Source organism: Streptomyces sp. NPDC059455, assembly GCF_042750115.1.
GTDB lineage: Bacteria > Actinomycetota > Actinomycetes > Streptomycetales > Streptomycetaceae > Streptomyces > Streptomyces endocoffeicus.
The window spans coordinates 17,307-30,585 of record NZ_JBHYVB010000143.1 but is presented as its reverse complement, the minus strand read 5'-3'; the positions used below and the strand labels follow the sequence as shown (position 1 = coordinate 30,585).

The following is a 13,279-nucleotide window of genomic DNA, read 5'->3' as shown; positions in this document are numbered from 1 at the left end:
GTCCCGGGTCCACCCCGCCGCGCCGGGCGTCGGGCCGGGGCCCGGCTCGGCGGGGGACCACTTGGGGCATTGCGTTACGGGCCGCCCTCCGGCATGCTCCGGGGAACGCTTCGGGCGCTCCGCTCCCGTGGCGACCTTCTGGGCAGGTGGTGAATGCCGCCGTACCCTTGGGGGTAAGGGCTTGGAAAGATGAATCCCGGACGGATTTCGACCCCTCGAGACCGCCCCCGAGCTCCAGCGGAGCTCAAGTCCCCCGACAGCCCTCTACCTGAGCCCCCGCCGATCCCTCCGCACGAGGACATCCTTCGCCGAGACACCGATGGCCGGTCACGAAATCCCCGAACCCGCGGACCGCAAGCGGGTCGCCGATCACATGGCGCACCCCGAAGCGGCGGAAGAAACACGTCATTCCTGCGATCCAGCGTTCCAGCACGGTGTTGTGGTGGGATTCGACGGTTCCATGTCGAGCGAGCGTGCCCTCGCCTACGCGATCGGCATGGCCCGGCGCTCAGGCTCCGGGCTGATCATCGTTCATGTGGCCAACCGGCTGCCGACGACGGTCTGGGCGGGCTGTGAGCCGCCGGTCTTCGTCGACGTCCCCGATCACCGCACCGAGGTGCTGGGGCTCGAGCTGGCCTGCGCCGATCATCTCTCCGAGGTGCCCTGGATCCTCGTCGAGCGGGGCGGGGACATCTGCCATGAGCTGGAGGAAGTCGGCCGGGAGTACGCGGCCGACGCCATCGTGGTGGGCTCCACGCACGGGCTGGTGGGGCGGATCTTCGGCTCGGTCGCGGGGCGGCTCGCACGGCGGGCGCAGCGGCCCGTCGTCGTCATCCCCTGAGCGTCCGCCCGGCGTCATCCGCTGAGTGTCGCCCGGCGTGATCCCCTGAGCGTCCGCCCGGCGTGATCCCCTGAGCATCCGCCCAGCGTCATCGGCTGGGCATCCCCTGAGGCGCCCCCGGTCCCGTTCTCGCGGGCCGTCCCGCCCGCCCTCGCGGGCCCTCCTGGCCGCTTCCAGGGCCCTTTCGGCCCTTCTGGGTTCGCTCGAGTTCCTGAGACTCTGGACGCACCGTGCCCGGCGCGCTTCCTCGTCAAGTGAGGTAGTTCAGTCCAAAACCTCTTACGCCGACACGACTTGGCGCGGGGGCCTGGAACCGGACACCCTCAACTCCCCTTGACCGCAGGTGAGATGGCGTCAAGTCCATCTTGACAACGGACAAACCTACCCGTGCGTAGAGGTGGATTGTGCGTTTGTGAGGGGTACAAACCGTTCGATCGTGCTGTCGCGCGGGAAGTGACGGTTCCCGCGCGACGGTCAGCCGCCGGCGTATGAGAGGCGACGTCGGCGAAGGGGAGGCGGCCCCCGCGTGCGTGGTGGCACACGCGGGGGACCGCCGAAGGATCCGCCGAGGTCGCGGGCGGTGCGGGCCTATTCGACCGTCACCGACTTGGCGAGGTTGCGGGGCTTGTCGATGTCCCGGCCGAGCGCCAGCGCCATGTGGTAGGCGAGCAGTTGGAGCGGAATGCCCATCAGGATCGGGTCGAGCTCCACCTCGTTGCGGGGGACCACGATCGTGTGGTCCGCCTTCTCCTGCTCCCGGTGGGCCACGGCCAGGATCCGGCCGCTGCGGGCCTTGATCTCCTCCAGCGTCGCCCGGTTCTTCTCCAGCAGGTCATCGTCCGGCAGGACCGCCACGGTCGGCACCTCGGGCTCGATCAGCGCGAGCGGCCCGTGCTTGAGCTCGGAGGCCGGGTACGCCTCGGCGTGGACGTAGGAGACCTCCTTCAGCTTCAGGGACGCCTCGCGCGCCACCGGGTAGCCGCGGACCCGCCCGATGAACATCATGCTCTTTGCGTTCGCATATTCCGCGGCGAGCTTTTTGATCTCCTCCTCGCCGCGCAGCACCTCCGCGATCTGCTCGGGCAGCTTGCGCAGCCCGGCGATGATCCGCTTGCCGTCGGCGACCGAGAGATCGCGGATCCGGCCCAGGTGCAGGGCGAGCAGCGCGAAGGCGACGGCGGTGTTGGTGAAGCACTTGGTGGAGACGACACACACCTCCGGCCCGGCGTGGACGTACACCCCGCCGTCCGTCTCCCGGGCGATCGCGCTGCCCACGACGTTGACGACGCCCAGCACCCGCGCGCCCTTGCGCTTGAGCTCCTGGACGGCCGCCAGGGTGTCGTAGGTCTCGCCGGACTGGCTGACCGCGATGTAGAGGGTGTCCGGGTCCACCACCGGGTTGCGGTAGCGGAACTCGCTCGCGGGCTCCGCGTCCGCCGGGATCCGGGCCAGCTCCTCGATCAGCTGGGCGCCGATCAGGCCCGTGTGGTACGCCGAACCACAGCCGAGGATCTTGACCCGGCGCACCCCGCGCGCCTCGCGGGCGTCCAGGTTGAGCCCGCCCAGGTGGACGGTGGAGAAGCGGTCGTCGATCCGGCCGCGCAGCACCCGGTCCACGGCGTCGACCTGCTCGTGGATCTCCTTGTGCATATAGGTGTCGTGGCCGCCCATGTCGTACGACTCGGCCTCCCACTCCACCGTGGTGGGGGAGGTGGAGGTGCGGCTGCCCTCGGTGGTGTAGGTGCGGTAGTCGTCGGCCTTGAGAGTGGCCATCTCGCCGTCGTCCAGGGTGACGACCTGGCGGGTGTGGCTGACCAGCGCGGCGACGTCCGAGGCGACGAACATCTCCTTCTCGCCGATGCCGAGCACCACCGGCGAGCCGTTGCGGGCGACGACGATGCGGTCGGGGAAGTCCGCGTGCAGTACGGCGATGCCGTAGGTGCCCTCGACCATCGCGAGCGCGTGGCGGACCTTCTCCTCCAGGGTGGGCGCCTGGGAACGGCCGATGAGGTGGGCGAGCGCCTCGGAGTCGGTGTCGGAGACCAGCTCCACGCCGTCGGCGGCCAGCTTGGCGCGCAGATCGGCGGCGTTGTCGATGATGCCGTTGTGGACGACGGCGACCTTGCCGTCCGCGTCCGGATGCGGATGGGCGTTGATGTCGTTGGGCGCGCCATGAGTGGCCCAGCGGGTGTGGGCGATGCCGGTGGTGCCCGCGAACCGCTTGGGCAGCCTGGCCTCGAGGTCCCGGACCCGGCCCTTGGCCTTGGCGATCTTCAGCCCGGCGCTCTGGGCGCCCTTGGCGGGCTTGCCCTGGATCGCGATGCCCGCGGAGTCATAGCCGCGGTACTCCAGCCGCTGCAGCCCCTCCAGCAGCAGCGGTGCCACATCGCGTTTCCCGATGTATCCGACGATTCCGCACATGGTGTTCAGGCCCTCCCATTGGATCGCTGGTGCATGCTCGTGCTCGTGTCCGGCGGTGGCGGCCGCCGTAGTGGACCGGCGTCGTACCGGCGTGGTCAGCCGTAGACGATGCGGCGCAGCTGGCGCAGCGAGAGTTCGGGCGGGGCCACCGCGCGGTACGGCAGCTCGGCCGTGATCCGCTCGAAGATGTCCGCGTTGGTCAGCCCGCCGGACTGGAGCTCGCGGTGGCGGCGCCGGACGAACTCCTCCGTCGTCTCGTCGAAGTACGCCAGGACGTCCAGCACCACCCGGCCGGCCTCGCCGCGGCTGAGCGGCGTACTGCGGACCAGGTGGTCGATAAGGTCATCGTGGGACATACGGCGGTCGAGCATCCGTAGATACTGCGATGCGGCGCGGTGTTTCGCAACATTCCTGCCCGATATCGGGCAGGGTTGGGTCTCGGTGACGGAAAATCCAGCCTTCGGTGGCGGGGAAGCCGTCCCTCAGGCGCCGGAGAAGCGGCGGAGCACGGCCTGTTTGGCGGTGGTGAACTCCTCCTCGGTGAGGATCCCGCTCTGGTGAAGATCGCCGAGTTCGCGCAGCCGTCGCAGCAGGACGTCGTGATCCACCTCACCCTCGTCGCTCCCGGCGGGCGGGGCGTCCGCGGGCACCGGGTCGGGGGCGGGCGGCTGGGCGGGGAGTGCCTTCGCCGGGGCGCCCGGATGTGGCATCCGTGCCATGACGGCCGCCGCGACCAGCGCCATCAGCGGATCCTTCTTGAACCCGTACAGCACCACGGCATGCGGGTCGTACTTGGGCGCGGCCGTCGCCGTGGCCCTCGCGGTGATGAAGCGGAGGTAGCCGTTCTCCAGTCCGGCGGCCGGGACCCACTCCACCATCTCCAGGTCGGGCAGGAGGATCGTGCGGGGGCCGCCGGACTTCTTCGACTCCTCGGTCTTCCAGTTCCAGTCCAGCCGGACCCGCTCACCGTCGAAGGAGGCCGTGGCGTCGCCCGCCGACGCCGAGATCGGCACCGAGGGGCCGGGCAGCACATAGCGGTCGCAGGGGCCGGGCGGCACCTGCTCCAGGGTCAGGGCCTGGCGGACCTCGTCGACCAGATACTCGGCGAGGTCCTTGCGGTCCGGCTCCACCGAGAGCTGATACGGGTCGGCGGCGTCCGGCAGCTTGCCGCCGGTGGCCTGCAGCAGCGGGTCCGCCCCCTCGCGCAGGCGCAGCCGCAGCCGGCCCGACTTCCGCCCCGGCTCGTAGGCCACCCCGGCCAAGGCCACCAGGGGGACGGTCAGTTCGCCGAGCGCCTGCCGTACGGCCGGCACGCCGCGGTCCCGCCCCGGGACGATCCGGATCGCTTCCCCGTCAAAGCTCCAGGCGCCATCGCGCTGGGTGATTTCCGCCATGCGGTGAATTCTGACAGGCAGGCAGCGACACATTGGTCTACACCTTGACCGCAACTGACCCTCGCGGTACCCAAGATGCCACGTTTCGTTGAAGGGATCCCCTGTGAGACGACGCCGTGCTCGACTTCTGTGTTCCCTGCTGCTGACCGTGGTGGCCGGGGCGGGGACCGCGGCCTCCTCCGCCTCCGCTTCTCCGGCTTCCCCCTGGTCCTCCCGCTCGTCCTCCGCTTCCGCCCAGGACCCCGCCGTGGCCGCCCCGACCCCGCTGGACCGGGTCGTGCCCGCGCCCGCGTCCGTACGGCCCGCGGCGGGCTCGTACGCCATCCGCCCCGACACCCGCGTCCGGGTGTCCGGCTCCGACGGCGCGGCGCGTTCGGCGCGCCGGGTGGGCGACTACCTGGCGCGGGTGCTGCGCCCCTCCACCGGCTTTTCGCTGCCCGTCACCACGCGATCGGGTGACGACGGCATCCGGCTGCGGCTGACGCCCAAGGCGGCCGGGGTGCGGACGCTGGGCGAGGAGGGGTACCGGCTCCAGGTGACCGGCCGCGCGATCACCCTCACCGCACGCGGCTCCGCCGGGCTGTTCCACGGTGTCCAGACGCTGCGGCAGCTGCTGCCCGCGTCCGTCGAGCGCACCACCCGGCAGTCGGGCCCCTGGCGGGTCTCCGGCGGCACCATCACCGATGTGCCGCGCTACGCCTGGCGGGGCGCGATGCTCGATGTCTCCCGGCACTTCTTCGGCGTGGACCAGGTCAAGCGCTATATCGACCAGCTGGCCCTCTACAAGATCAACAAGCTGCATCTGCATCTCTCGGACGACCAGGGGTGGCGGATCGCCATCGACTCCTGGCCGAGGCTGGCCCGGTACGGCGGCTCCACGCAGGTCGGGGGCGGGCCCGGCGGCTACTACACCAAGGACGACTACCGCGAGATCGTGCGCTACGCGGCGAGCCGTGAGCTGACCGTCGTCCCCGAGATCGACATGCCGGGCCACACCAACGCGGCCCTCGCCTCCTACGCGGAGCTCAACTGTGGCGGCGTCGCCCCGCCGCTCTACACCGGTACCGAGGTCGGTTTCAGCTCGCTGTGCGTGCCGAAGGAGGTGACGTACGACTTCGTGGACGACGTCATCCGCGAGCTCGCCGCGCTCACCCCCGGCCCCTACCTCCACATCGGCGGCGACGAGGCCCACTCCACCAGCCATGAGGACTATGTGGCCTTCATGGACCGGGTGCAGCCGGTGGTCGCCAAGTACGGCAAGACGGCGGTCGGCTGGCACCAGCTGACCGGTGCGCACCCCGCGAAGGGCGCGATCGCCCAGTACTGGGGGACGGACGGGAGCGAGAAGGAGGTCGCGGACGCGGCCAAGGCGGGCACCCGGCTGATCCTCTCCCCGGCCAACCGCGCCTATCTGGACATGAAGTACGACGCCAACACGCCCCTGGGGCAGAACTGGGCCGGGTACGTCGAGGCCAAGCAGTCCTACGACTGGGACCCGGGCACGTACATCAAGGACGCCCCGGAATCCTCGGTGCTCGGTGTCGAGGCGCCGCTGTGGTCGGAGACCCTCCAGACCAGCCCGCAGATCGAGTACATGGCCTTCCCCCGCCTCCCCGGCATCGCCGAGCTCGGCTGGTCGCCCGCGAGCACCCACGACTGGGACGAGTACAAGGTGCGGGTGGCCGCACAGGGCCCCCGCTGGGACGCGATGGGCATCGCGTACTACCACTCCCCGCAGATCCCCTGGCCCAACAGCTGAGCCTGTTCCGGGGCCCGCGGCCCGGGGCGGGGCACCGTCGCTGAGGCGGCGCCCCGCCGGGTGGCGCTCAACGCTGCTTGTACGGCTTCAGCTTCGGCTTCGGCTTCGGCTTCGGCGTCAGCTCGCGAAGCCCAGCTCTCGGGCGATCAGCGTGCGCTGGACCTCGCTGGTGCCCTCGCCGATCTCCAGGATCTTGGAGTCCCGCCACATCCGGGCCACCGGATACTCGTTCATGAAGCCGTAGCCACCGTGGATCTGGGTGGCCTCGCGGGCGTTGTCCACCGCGACCTCGGAGGAGTAGAGCTTCGCGATCGCCGCCTCCTTCTTGAACGGCTCGCCGAGCACCAGCCGGGACGCCGCGTCGCGCCAGGCCACCCGGGCCATATGGGCGCGCATCTCCATGTCGGCCAGCTTGAACTGGATCGCCTGGTTGGCGCCGATGGGGCGGCCGAACGCCTCGCGGGTCCTGGCGTACGACACCGACTCGTCCACACAGCCCTGGGCGAGCCCGGTGGCCAGGGCGGAGATCGCGATCCGGCCCTCGTCCAGTATCCGCAGGAACTGGGCGTAGCCCCGGCCCTCCGCGCCCAGCAGATTCGCGGCCGGGACCCGGCAGTCGGCGAAGGACAGCTCGCGGGTGTCCGAGGCGTTCCACCCCACCTTGGAGTAGGGGGCGGCCACGCTGAAGCCGGGGGTGCCGGACGGCACGATGATCGAGGAGATCTCGGGGCGGCCGTCCTCCTTGCGACCGGTCACGGCGGTGACGGTGACCAGCGCGGTGATGTCCGTACCGGAGTTGGTGATGAAGCACTTGGTGCCGTTGATCACCCACTCGCCCGTGGCCTCGTCCAGCCGGGCCGTGGTGCGGGTGGCGCCCGCGTCCGAGCCGCCGCCGGGCTCGGTCAGGCCGAACGCGCCCAGGGTCTCCCCGGAGCAGAGCCCCGGCAGCCAGGTGCGCTTCTGCTCCTCCGTGCCGTAGAGGAAGATCGGCATCGCGCCGAGCGAGACCCCCGCCTCCAGGGTGATCGCCACCGAGGAGTCCACCCGGGCCAGCTCCTCCAAGACGAGGCAGAGCGCGAAGTAGTCCCCGCCCATACCGCCGTACTCCTCCGGGAAGGGCAGGCCGAACAGGCCCATCCGGCCCATCTCGCGGATGATCTCGTAAGGGAACTCATGGTGCTCCCAGTACTCCCCGATCTTGGGGGCGACCACATCATGCGCGAACGCCTCGACGGTGCGGCGCAGTTCCTCGTGTTCGGGGCTGAGTCGGTGGTCGATCGGCATGGCTCAGATCTCCTTCTGGGAGAGGGCGCGGACGGTACGGGACGGGCTGGGCCGGCCCAGATGCCGGGCCATCCACACGCTGGTGGCGGTGAGACGGCCGATGTCGACCCCGGTCTCGATGCCGAGGCCGTCGAGCATCCACACGAGGTCTTCGGTGGCGAGATTGCCGGTGGCGCTCTTGGCGTACGGGCAGCCGCCGAGGCCCCCGGCGGAGGCGTCGACGGTGGTCACGCCGTGCTCGAGCGCGGCGAGGGTGTTGGCGAGCGCCTGGCCATAGGTGTCGTGGAAGTGCACGGCCAGCCGGTCGTCGGCGACGCCCGCCTCGTTGAGCGTGTCCAGCAGCTCCCGCACATGGCCCGGGGTGGCCACGCCGATGGTGTCGCCGAGGCTGATCTCGTCGCATCCCATGTCCAGCAGGCGGCGGCTGACCGAGACGGTCTGGGAGATCGGGACCGGGCCCTCCCACGGGTCGCCGAAGCACATCGACAGATAGCCGCGCACGGCCGCGCCCGCGTCCTTGGCCTTGGTGACGACCGGCTCGAACATCTCCAGCGCGCCGTCCACCGTGCGATTGAGGTTGGCCTTGGCGAAGGACTCCGTGGCGCTGGCGAAGACGGCGATCTCACGCACGCCCAGCGCGAGTGCGCGGTCCAGGCCGCGATCATTGGGCACGAGCACGGGGAGCCGGGCGTCCACGTCGTCGATGAGCGGCATCAGCTCCTCGGCGTCGGCCAGTTGGGGCACCCACTTGGGGTGGACGAAGCTGGTGGCCTCGATGGTGGTGAGGCCGGCCTCGGCGAGCCGGTGGATGAACTCGGCCTTGACGACCGCCGGGACCAGCGCCTTCTCGTTCTGCAACCCGTCCCGGGGGCCCACCTCGTGGATCCGGACCCGGGTGGGCAGCCCGGGGGCGGGGACGGTCATGGGGAGGGTCATCACCGGTCTCCTTCGGGTAAGGTGCGTGTCGTGCGTTGCGAGAACCAAGCGCGCACAACGTGCTGAGCGAGAACCAAGCCAGCGCAATCCAATGCTTTCGGGCAACCGGGTAGGTTCCGTCCCGGCTGGTGCTGAGGGAGTAAGACCTTGCCGGTCGCTGACCTGCGGGGCTTCCTGAGCCAGGAATCCCCTTGCTTCAGCTAGGGGAGGGTTCAATCACGCTCCTCGCTCTCGTGCGTGCGGGGTGACCACCGCCAGCAGTTGGTCCATGGCGACCGTGCTGCCGGGGGTCACCTCGAGCTCGGTGACGGTGCCGTCGTGCGGGGCGGAGATGAGGTGCTCCATCTTCATCGCCTCGACCACCAGCAGGCCCTGACCCGTGGTGACCTCGTCGCCGACGGCCGCCTTCACGACGGTGACGGTGCCGGGCATGGGCGCGGTCAGCTCCCCGGCATGCGCCGCGGCGGCCCCGCCGCGCAGCGCTTCCTCCACGGGGTCGTGCCCGACCACGCGCCAGGCGTCCCCGTCCCGCCCCAGCCAGTGATTCGCGCCGTGCGCGGCATGCCGGAAGCGGTGGGTGACCCCGCCGAGATCCAGCAACACGGAGCCTTGGTCGAGGGCGATGAGCCGCGCCCGCACGGCCGCGCCCGGGGCGGCCGCCGTGGCCCCGGCGCCGCCCACTGCCGTGGCCGCCCCCGGGTCCGCCGCCGGGTGCCGGGCGTCGGTCCCGGCCGCCTGAGGCGGTGGGGAGGTGTGGCCTGTCGCGCCCGCGGTGGCCGCCCCCGGGGTCTCTTCGCCTGCCCCGGCACTCGGAAGCCGCTCGCCCGCGCCCGCGCCCGTGGCGGTGTCGCCGGTGCCAGGTGCCACGCCCGGCGCGCCCGCGCGGGCCGACACGGCGGCCATGTCCGCCGCGCCTGCGGTGCGCGGCTCGCCCGTCGCCGCGCGCGCCCCGCCGGGTCGGTGGTCCGCTGCCGCGTGGCGGGCAGCGGCATCCGGCCCGCTCGCCCCCGCCTTCGGGGTGCGCGCACTAGCGCCCGTGGCGGTGCCGCCGGTGCCGGTCCGGGGGGCCGGTGCCGCTGTGTCGCCTTCGCCCGCCCCCGGGGGCCGGGGTGCGTCAGCCGCCGGACCCTGGGGTTCGCCGGGCCGGTCCGCGGCGGGCGACCGCCCGGCGGTGGTCCCGGCCGTCGCCGGGGCGCTGCCCTCGGGGTGCTCGATGCGGAGCTCCGCGTCGTGGGCGCGGCCGCGTACGCGGACCGTCACCGGGGGGTGGCCCGCCACGCGGAGGCGGTGGACCGTCCAGGCGGGTGCGCCGCCGAGGCGCCAGCCGGTGGGGACGGAGAACGGGTCGACCCAGCCCCCGGTGGCCACGCTCGCCGGAGCGGCGGAGCCGCCACGCGGAGCGGTGGGCTCCAGGGCCGTCTGGCGCAGCAGGGCCGCCGTCGCGTAGACCTCCTCCGGTATGGCGGCCGGGATCAGCTGGGCCGCCGCGCGGTCGACCAGGCCCGTGTCGAGCTCGCCCGAGGCGACCGCGGGGTGGGCGGCCAGACGGCGCAGAAAGCCGGTGTTGGTGTCCACGCCGAGGACGGTCAGGGAGCCGAGGGCGGCACGCAGCCTGCGCAGGGCGGTGGGGCGGTCGGGGCCGTGGGCGATGACCTTGGCGAGCATCGGGTCGTAGACCGTGCCGACCTCGGTGCCCCGGCTCAGCCCGGAGTCGACCCGCACCCCCTCGCCCTCCGGCTCGTCCAGCGCCAGCACGGTCCCGGCCGAGGGCAGGAAGTCCACCCGGCCGTCGGCCGCCGCGCGGCCGGTCTCGGCGCAGATACGGGCCTCCACGGCATGGCCCGCGAAGGCGATGTCGTCCTGCCCGAACGGCAGCGGCTCGCCCGCGGCGACGCGCAGCTGCCACTCCACCAGGTCCAGACCGGGCCGCCCGCCGACCGACACCGTCAGCTCGGTGACCGGGTGCTCCACCTGGAGCCGGGTGTTCATCTCCATGAAGCAGTACGCCGACGGATCGTCGCCCGGCACGATGAACTCGACCGTGCCCGCGCCCACATAGCCGCACGACCGGGCCGCCGCCACCGCGGCCTCGCCCATCCGCGCCCGGGTGGCCTCGTCCAGCAGCGGGCTGGGCGCCTCCTCGATGATCTTCTGATGGCGGCGCTGCAGCGAGCACTCGCGCTCCCCGAGGTGGACCACGTGCCCCTGACCGTCCGCCAGCACCTGGATCTCGATGTGCCGGGGCCGGTCGATCCAGCGCTCCACCAGCAGCGTGTCATCGCCGAAGGCGCCGCGCGCCTCCCGCCGGGCGGCGGCGATCTCATCGCCGAGCAGCGCCTCGTCGCGGACCAGCCGCATACCCTTGCCGCCGCCGCCCGCCGAGGGCTTCAGCAGCACCGGCATCCCGATCTCCCGGGCGGCGGCGGTGAGCTGCTCGTCCGTCAGCCCGCTGCCCGAGGAGCCCGGCACCACCGGCACCCCGGCCGCGCGCACGGTCTCCTTGGCGCGGATCTTGTCGCCCATCAGCTCGATGGCCCCGGCGGGCGGCCCGATGAAGGCGAGCCCGGCGTCGGCGCAGGCACGGGCGAACGCCCCGTTCTCCGCGAGGAAGCCATAGCCGGGGTGGACGGCCTGGGCGCCGGTGCGCGCCGCGGCCTCCAGCAGCCGCTCGATGGACAGATAGCTCTCCGCGGCGGGGGCGGGGCCGATCCGCACCGCCGTGTCCGCCTCGCGCACATGGCGGGCGTCCGCGTCGGCGTCGCTGTAGACGGCGACCGAGCGCACCCCCAGCCGCCGCAGGGTGCGGATGACGCGCACGGCGATCTCACCGCGGTTGGCCACCAGGACGGTGTCGAACATCGCGGGCGACGGGCCGGTCGCCTTCGTGGCACTCATCGGGTGCATCCCCCTCACATCCGGAAGACGCCGTAGCCGGGCGCCGCGGGCTCGGTGGCCGTACGGCCGGGCAGCGGTGCGTTGGCGCAGGCCGTAAGGGCGAGGCCGAGCACCGTGCGGGTCTCCAGGGGGTCGATCACACCGTCGTCCCACAGCCGGGCGGTGGCGTAATAGGCGTTTCCCTGTGCCTCGTACTGCTCGCGGACCGGGGCCCGGAACGCCTCCTCTTCCTCGGCGCTCCACTCCTCCCCGCGCGCCTCCATCTGGTCGCGCTTGACGGTGGCGAGCACCGAGGCGGCCTGCTCACCGCCCATCACCGAGATCTTGGCGTTGGGCCACATCCACAGGAAGCGCGGCGAATAGGCCCGGCCGCACATCGAGTAGTTGCCCGCGCCGTAGGAGCCGCCGATGACGACCGTGAGCTTGGGGACGCGGGTGCAGGCCACTGCGGTGACCATCTTGGCGCCGTGCTTGGCGATACCGCCCGCCTCATAGCTGCGGCCCACCATGAACCCCGAGATGTTCTGCAGGAAGACCAGGGGGATGCCGCGCTGGTCGCACAGCTCGATGAAATGGGCGCCCTTCTGGGCCGATTCGGAGAACAGGATGCCGTTGTTGGCGACGATGCCCACCGGGTGGCCCATGATCCGGGCGAAGCCCGTGACCAGGGTGGTGCCGAACTCGGCCTTGAACTCGGCGAACCGCGAGCCGTCCACCACTCGCGCGATGACCTCCCGCACGTCGTACGGCGTGCGCGAGTCGACCGGAACCGCCCCGTAGAGCCCCGCCGGGTCCACCGCGGGCTCCTCGGAGGGTTCCAGCGGCCACGGCGGCGACCCCTGCCGCATCGGGGACGGCGGCAGGGTGGCGACGATGGAGCGGACGATCCGCAGCGCGTGGGGGTCGTCCTCGGCCAGGTGGTCGGTCACGCCCGAGACCCGGGAGTGGACCTCGCCGCCGCCCAGCTCCTCCGCCGAGACCACCTCACCGGTGGCCGCCTTCACCAGCGGCGGCCCGCCCAGGAAGATCGTGCCCTGCCCGCGCACGATCACGGCCTCGTCGCTCATCGCCGGGACATACGCCCCGCCCGCCGTGCAGGACCCCATCACGGCCGCGACCTGCGGAATTCCGGAGCCGGACAGCCGCGCCTGGTTGTAGAAGATCCGCCCGAAGTGGTCGCGGTCCGGGAAGACCTCGTCCTGCATGGGGAGGAAGGCACCGCCGGAGTCGACCAGATAGACGCACGGCAGATGGTTCTCCAGCGCGACCTCCTGGGCGCGCAGATGCTTCTTCACCGTCATCGGGTAGTACGTGCCGCCCTTGACCGTGGCGTCATTGGCGACCACGACCACCTCGCGGCCCGACACCCGCCCGATCCCGGCGATCACCCCCGCCGCCGGGGCCTGGCCCTCGTACATCCCCTCGGCCGCGAGCGGTGCCAGCTCCAGGAACGGGGAGCCCGGATCCAGCAGTGTGTCCACCCGGTCGCGCGGCAGCAGCTTGCCGCGCGCGGTGTGTCGCGCCCGCGCCTTCTCCCCGCCGCCCAGCCGCGCCACGGCCAGCCTCTCGCGCAGCCGCGCGGCCAGCTCGCGATGCCCGGCCTCATTGGCCTTCCAGGCCTCGGACCCCGGGTCGGCGCCGCTGTGCAGCGCCGGTGCCTGCTCCATGGCTACGAGCCCCCTCGCTCGGTCCCGCTCGGTACCGTTAGTGAACGTTAACTACTCCCCACCAGGTTAACGACCACTAACC

At 72.0% G+C, this 13,279-nt stretch carries 9 protein-coding genes; 2 read left to right on the top strand and 7 right to left on the bottom strand.

What is annotated here, in order from left to right; all coding sequences use genetic code 11:
- The first annotated feature begins 319 nt into the window (after nt 1–319).
- The gene (locus ACFXB5_RS37225) at nt 320–841 is read left to right on the top strand and encodes a universal stress protein (RefSeq protein WP_020871124.1); all 522 of its coding nucleotides are present in this window, start codon (nt 320–322) and stop codon (nt 839–841) included.
- A 588-nt stretch (nt 842–1,429) separates the two neighbouring features.
- Here the strand turns inward: ACFXB5_RS37225 and glmS are convergent.
- The 3 genes from glmS to ACFXB5_RS37210 all read right to left on the bottom strand — a co-directional run bounded on the left by glmS (nt 1,430) and on the right by ACFXB5_RS37210 (nt 4,656).
- Nucleotides 1,430–3,262, bottom strand: a complete 1,833-nt coding sequence (gene glmS / locus ACFXB5_RS37220; protein ID WP_385216704.1) for a glutamine--fructose-6-phosphate transaminase (isomerizing) — start codon at nt 3,260–3,262, stop codon at nt 1,430–1,432.
- A 95-nt stretch (nt 3,263–3,357) separates the two neighbouring features.
- Nucleotides 3,358–3,633: a hypothetical protein gene (locus ACFXB5_RS37215; RefSeq protein ID WP_037953108.1), complete on the bottom strand. Its 276-nt coding sequence runs from the start codon at nt 3,631–3,633 to the stop codon at nt 3,358–3,360.
- A gap of 111 nt (nt 3,634–3,744) precedes the next feature.
- Nucleotides 3,745–4,656 carry a DUF4429 domain-containing protein gene (locus ACFXB5_RS37210; RefSeq protein WP_385216701.1) on the bottom strand — a complete coding sequence of 304 codons (912 nt, stop codon included), beginning with the start codon at nt 4,654–4,656 and terminating at the stop codon, nt 3,745–3,747.
- A gap of 103 nt (nt 4,657–4,759) precedes the next feature.
- Between ACFXB5_RS37210 and ACFXB5_RS37205 the strand changes: the two genes are divergently transcribed.
- Nucleotides 4,760–6,415 carry a beta-N-acetylhexosaminidase gene (locus tag ACFXB5_RS37205; RefSeq protein WP_385216699.1) on the top strand — a complete coding sequence of 552 codons (1,656 nt, stop codon included), beginning with the start codon at nt 4,760–4,762 and terminating at the stop codon, nt 6,413–6,415.
- A gap of 117 nt (nt 6,416–6,532) precedes the next feature.
- Here the strand turns inward: ACFXB5_RS37205 and ACFXB5_RS37200 are convergent, their stop codons facing one another.
- The 4 genes from ACFXB5_RS37200 to ACFXB5_RS37185 all read right to left on the bottom strand — a co-directional run bounded on the left by ACFXB5_RS37200 (nt 6,533) and on the right by ACFXB5_RS37185 (nt 13,197).
- Nucleotides 6,533–7,699, bottom strand: a complete 1,167-nt coding sequence (locus ACFXB5_RS37200; protein ID WP_385216696.1) for an acyl-CoA dehydrogenase family protein — start codon at nt 7,697–7,699, stop codon at nt 6,533–6,535.
- A gap of 3 nt (nt 7,700–7,702) precedes the next feature.
- Nucleotides 7,703–8,635, bottom strand: a complete 933-nt coding sequence (locus ACFXB5_RS37195; protein WP_385216693.1) for a hydroxymethylglutaryl-CoA lyase — start codon at nt 8,633–8,635, stop codon at nt 7,703–7,705.
- 216 nt (nt 8,636–8,851) lie between these two features.
- Nucleotides 8,852–11,494, bottom strand: a complete 2,643-nt coding sequence (locus tag ACFXB5_RS37190; RefSeq protein WP_385216711.1) for a biotin carboxylase N-terminal domain-containing protein — start codon at nt 11,492–11,494, stop codon at nt 8,852–8,854.
- Between the two features lie 50 nt (nt 11,495–11,544).
- Nucleotides 11,545–13,197 carry a carboxyl transferase domain-containing protein gene (locus ACFXB5_RS37185; protein WP_385216691.1) on the bottom strand — a complete coding sequence of 551 codons (1,653 nt, stop codon included), beginning with the start codon at nt 13,195–13,197 and terminating at the stop codon, nt 11,545–11,547.
- Nucleotides 13,198–13,279 lie beyond the last annotated feature (82 nt).

Coding starts and splice junctions, on each gene's coding strand:
- ACFXB5_RS37225 (WP_020871124.1), top strand. CDS start 320: ATGGCCGGTCACGAAATCCCCGAACCCGCGGACCGCAAGCGGGTCGCC.
- ACFXB5_RS37185 (WP_385216691.1), bottom strand. CDS start 13,197: ATGGAGCAGGCACCGGCGCTGCACAGCGGCGCCGACCCGGGGTCCGAG.
- ACFXB5_RS37215 (WP_037953108.1), bottom strand. CDS start 3,633: ATGCTCGACCGCCGTATGTCCCACGATGACCTTATCGACCACCTGGTC.
- glmS (WP_385216704.1), bottom strand. CDS start 3,262: ATGTGCGGAATCGTCGGATACATCGGGAAACGCGATGTGGCACCGCTG.
- ACFXB5_RS37210 (WP_385216701.1), bottom strand. CDS start 4,656: ATGGCGGAAATCACCCAGCGCGATGGCGCCTGGAGCTTTGACGGGGAA.
- ACFXB5_RS37195 (WP_385216693.1), bottom strand. CDS start 8,635: ATGACCCTCCCCATGACCGTCCCCGCCCCCGGGCTGCCCACCCGGGTC.
- ACFXB5_RS37190 (WP_385216711.1), bottom strand. CDS start 11,494: ATGTTCGACACCGTCCTGGTGGCCAACCGCGGTGAGATCGCCGTGCGC.
- ACFXB5_RS37200 (WP_385216696.1), bottom strand. CDS start 7,699: ATGCCGATCGACCACCGACTCAGCCCCGAACACGAGGAACTGCGCCGC.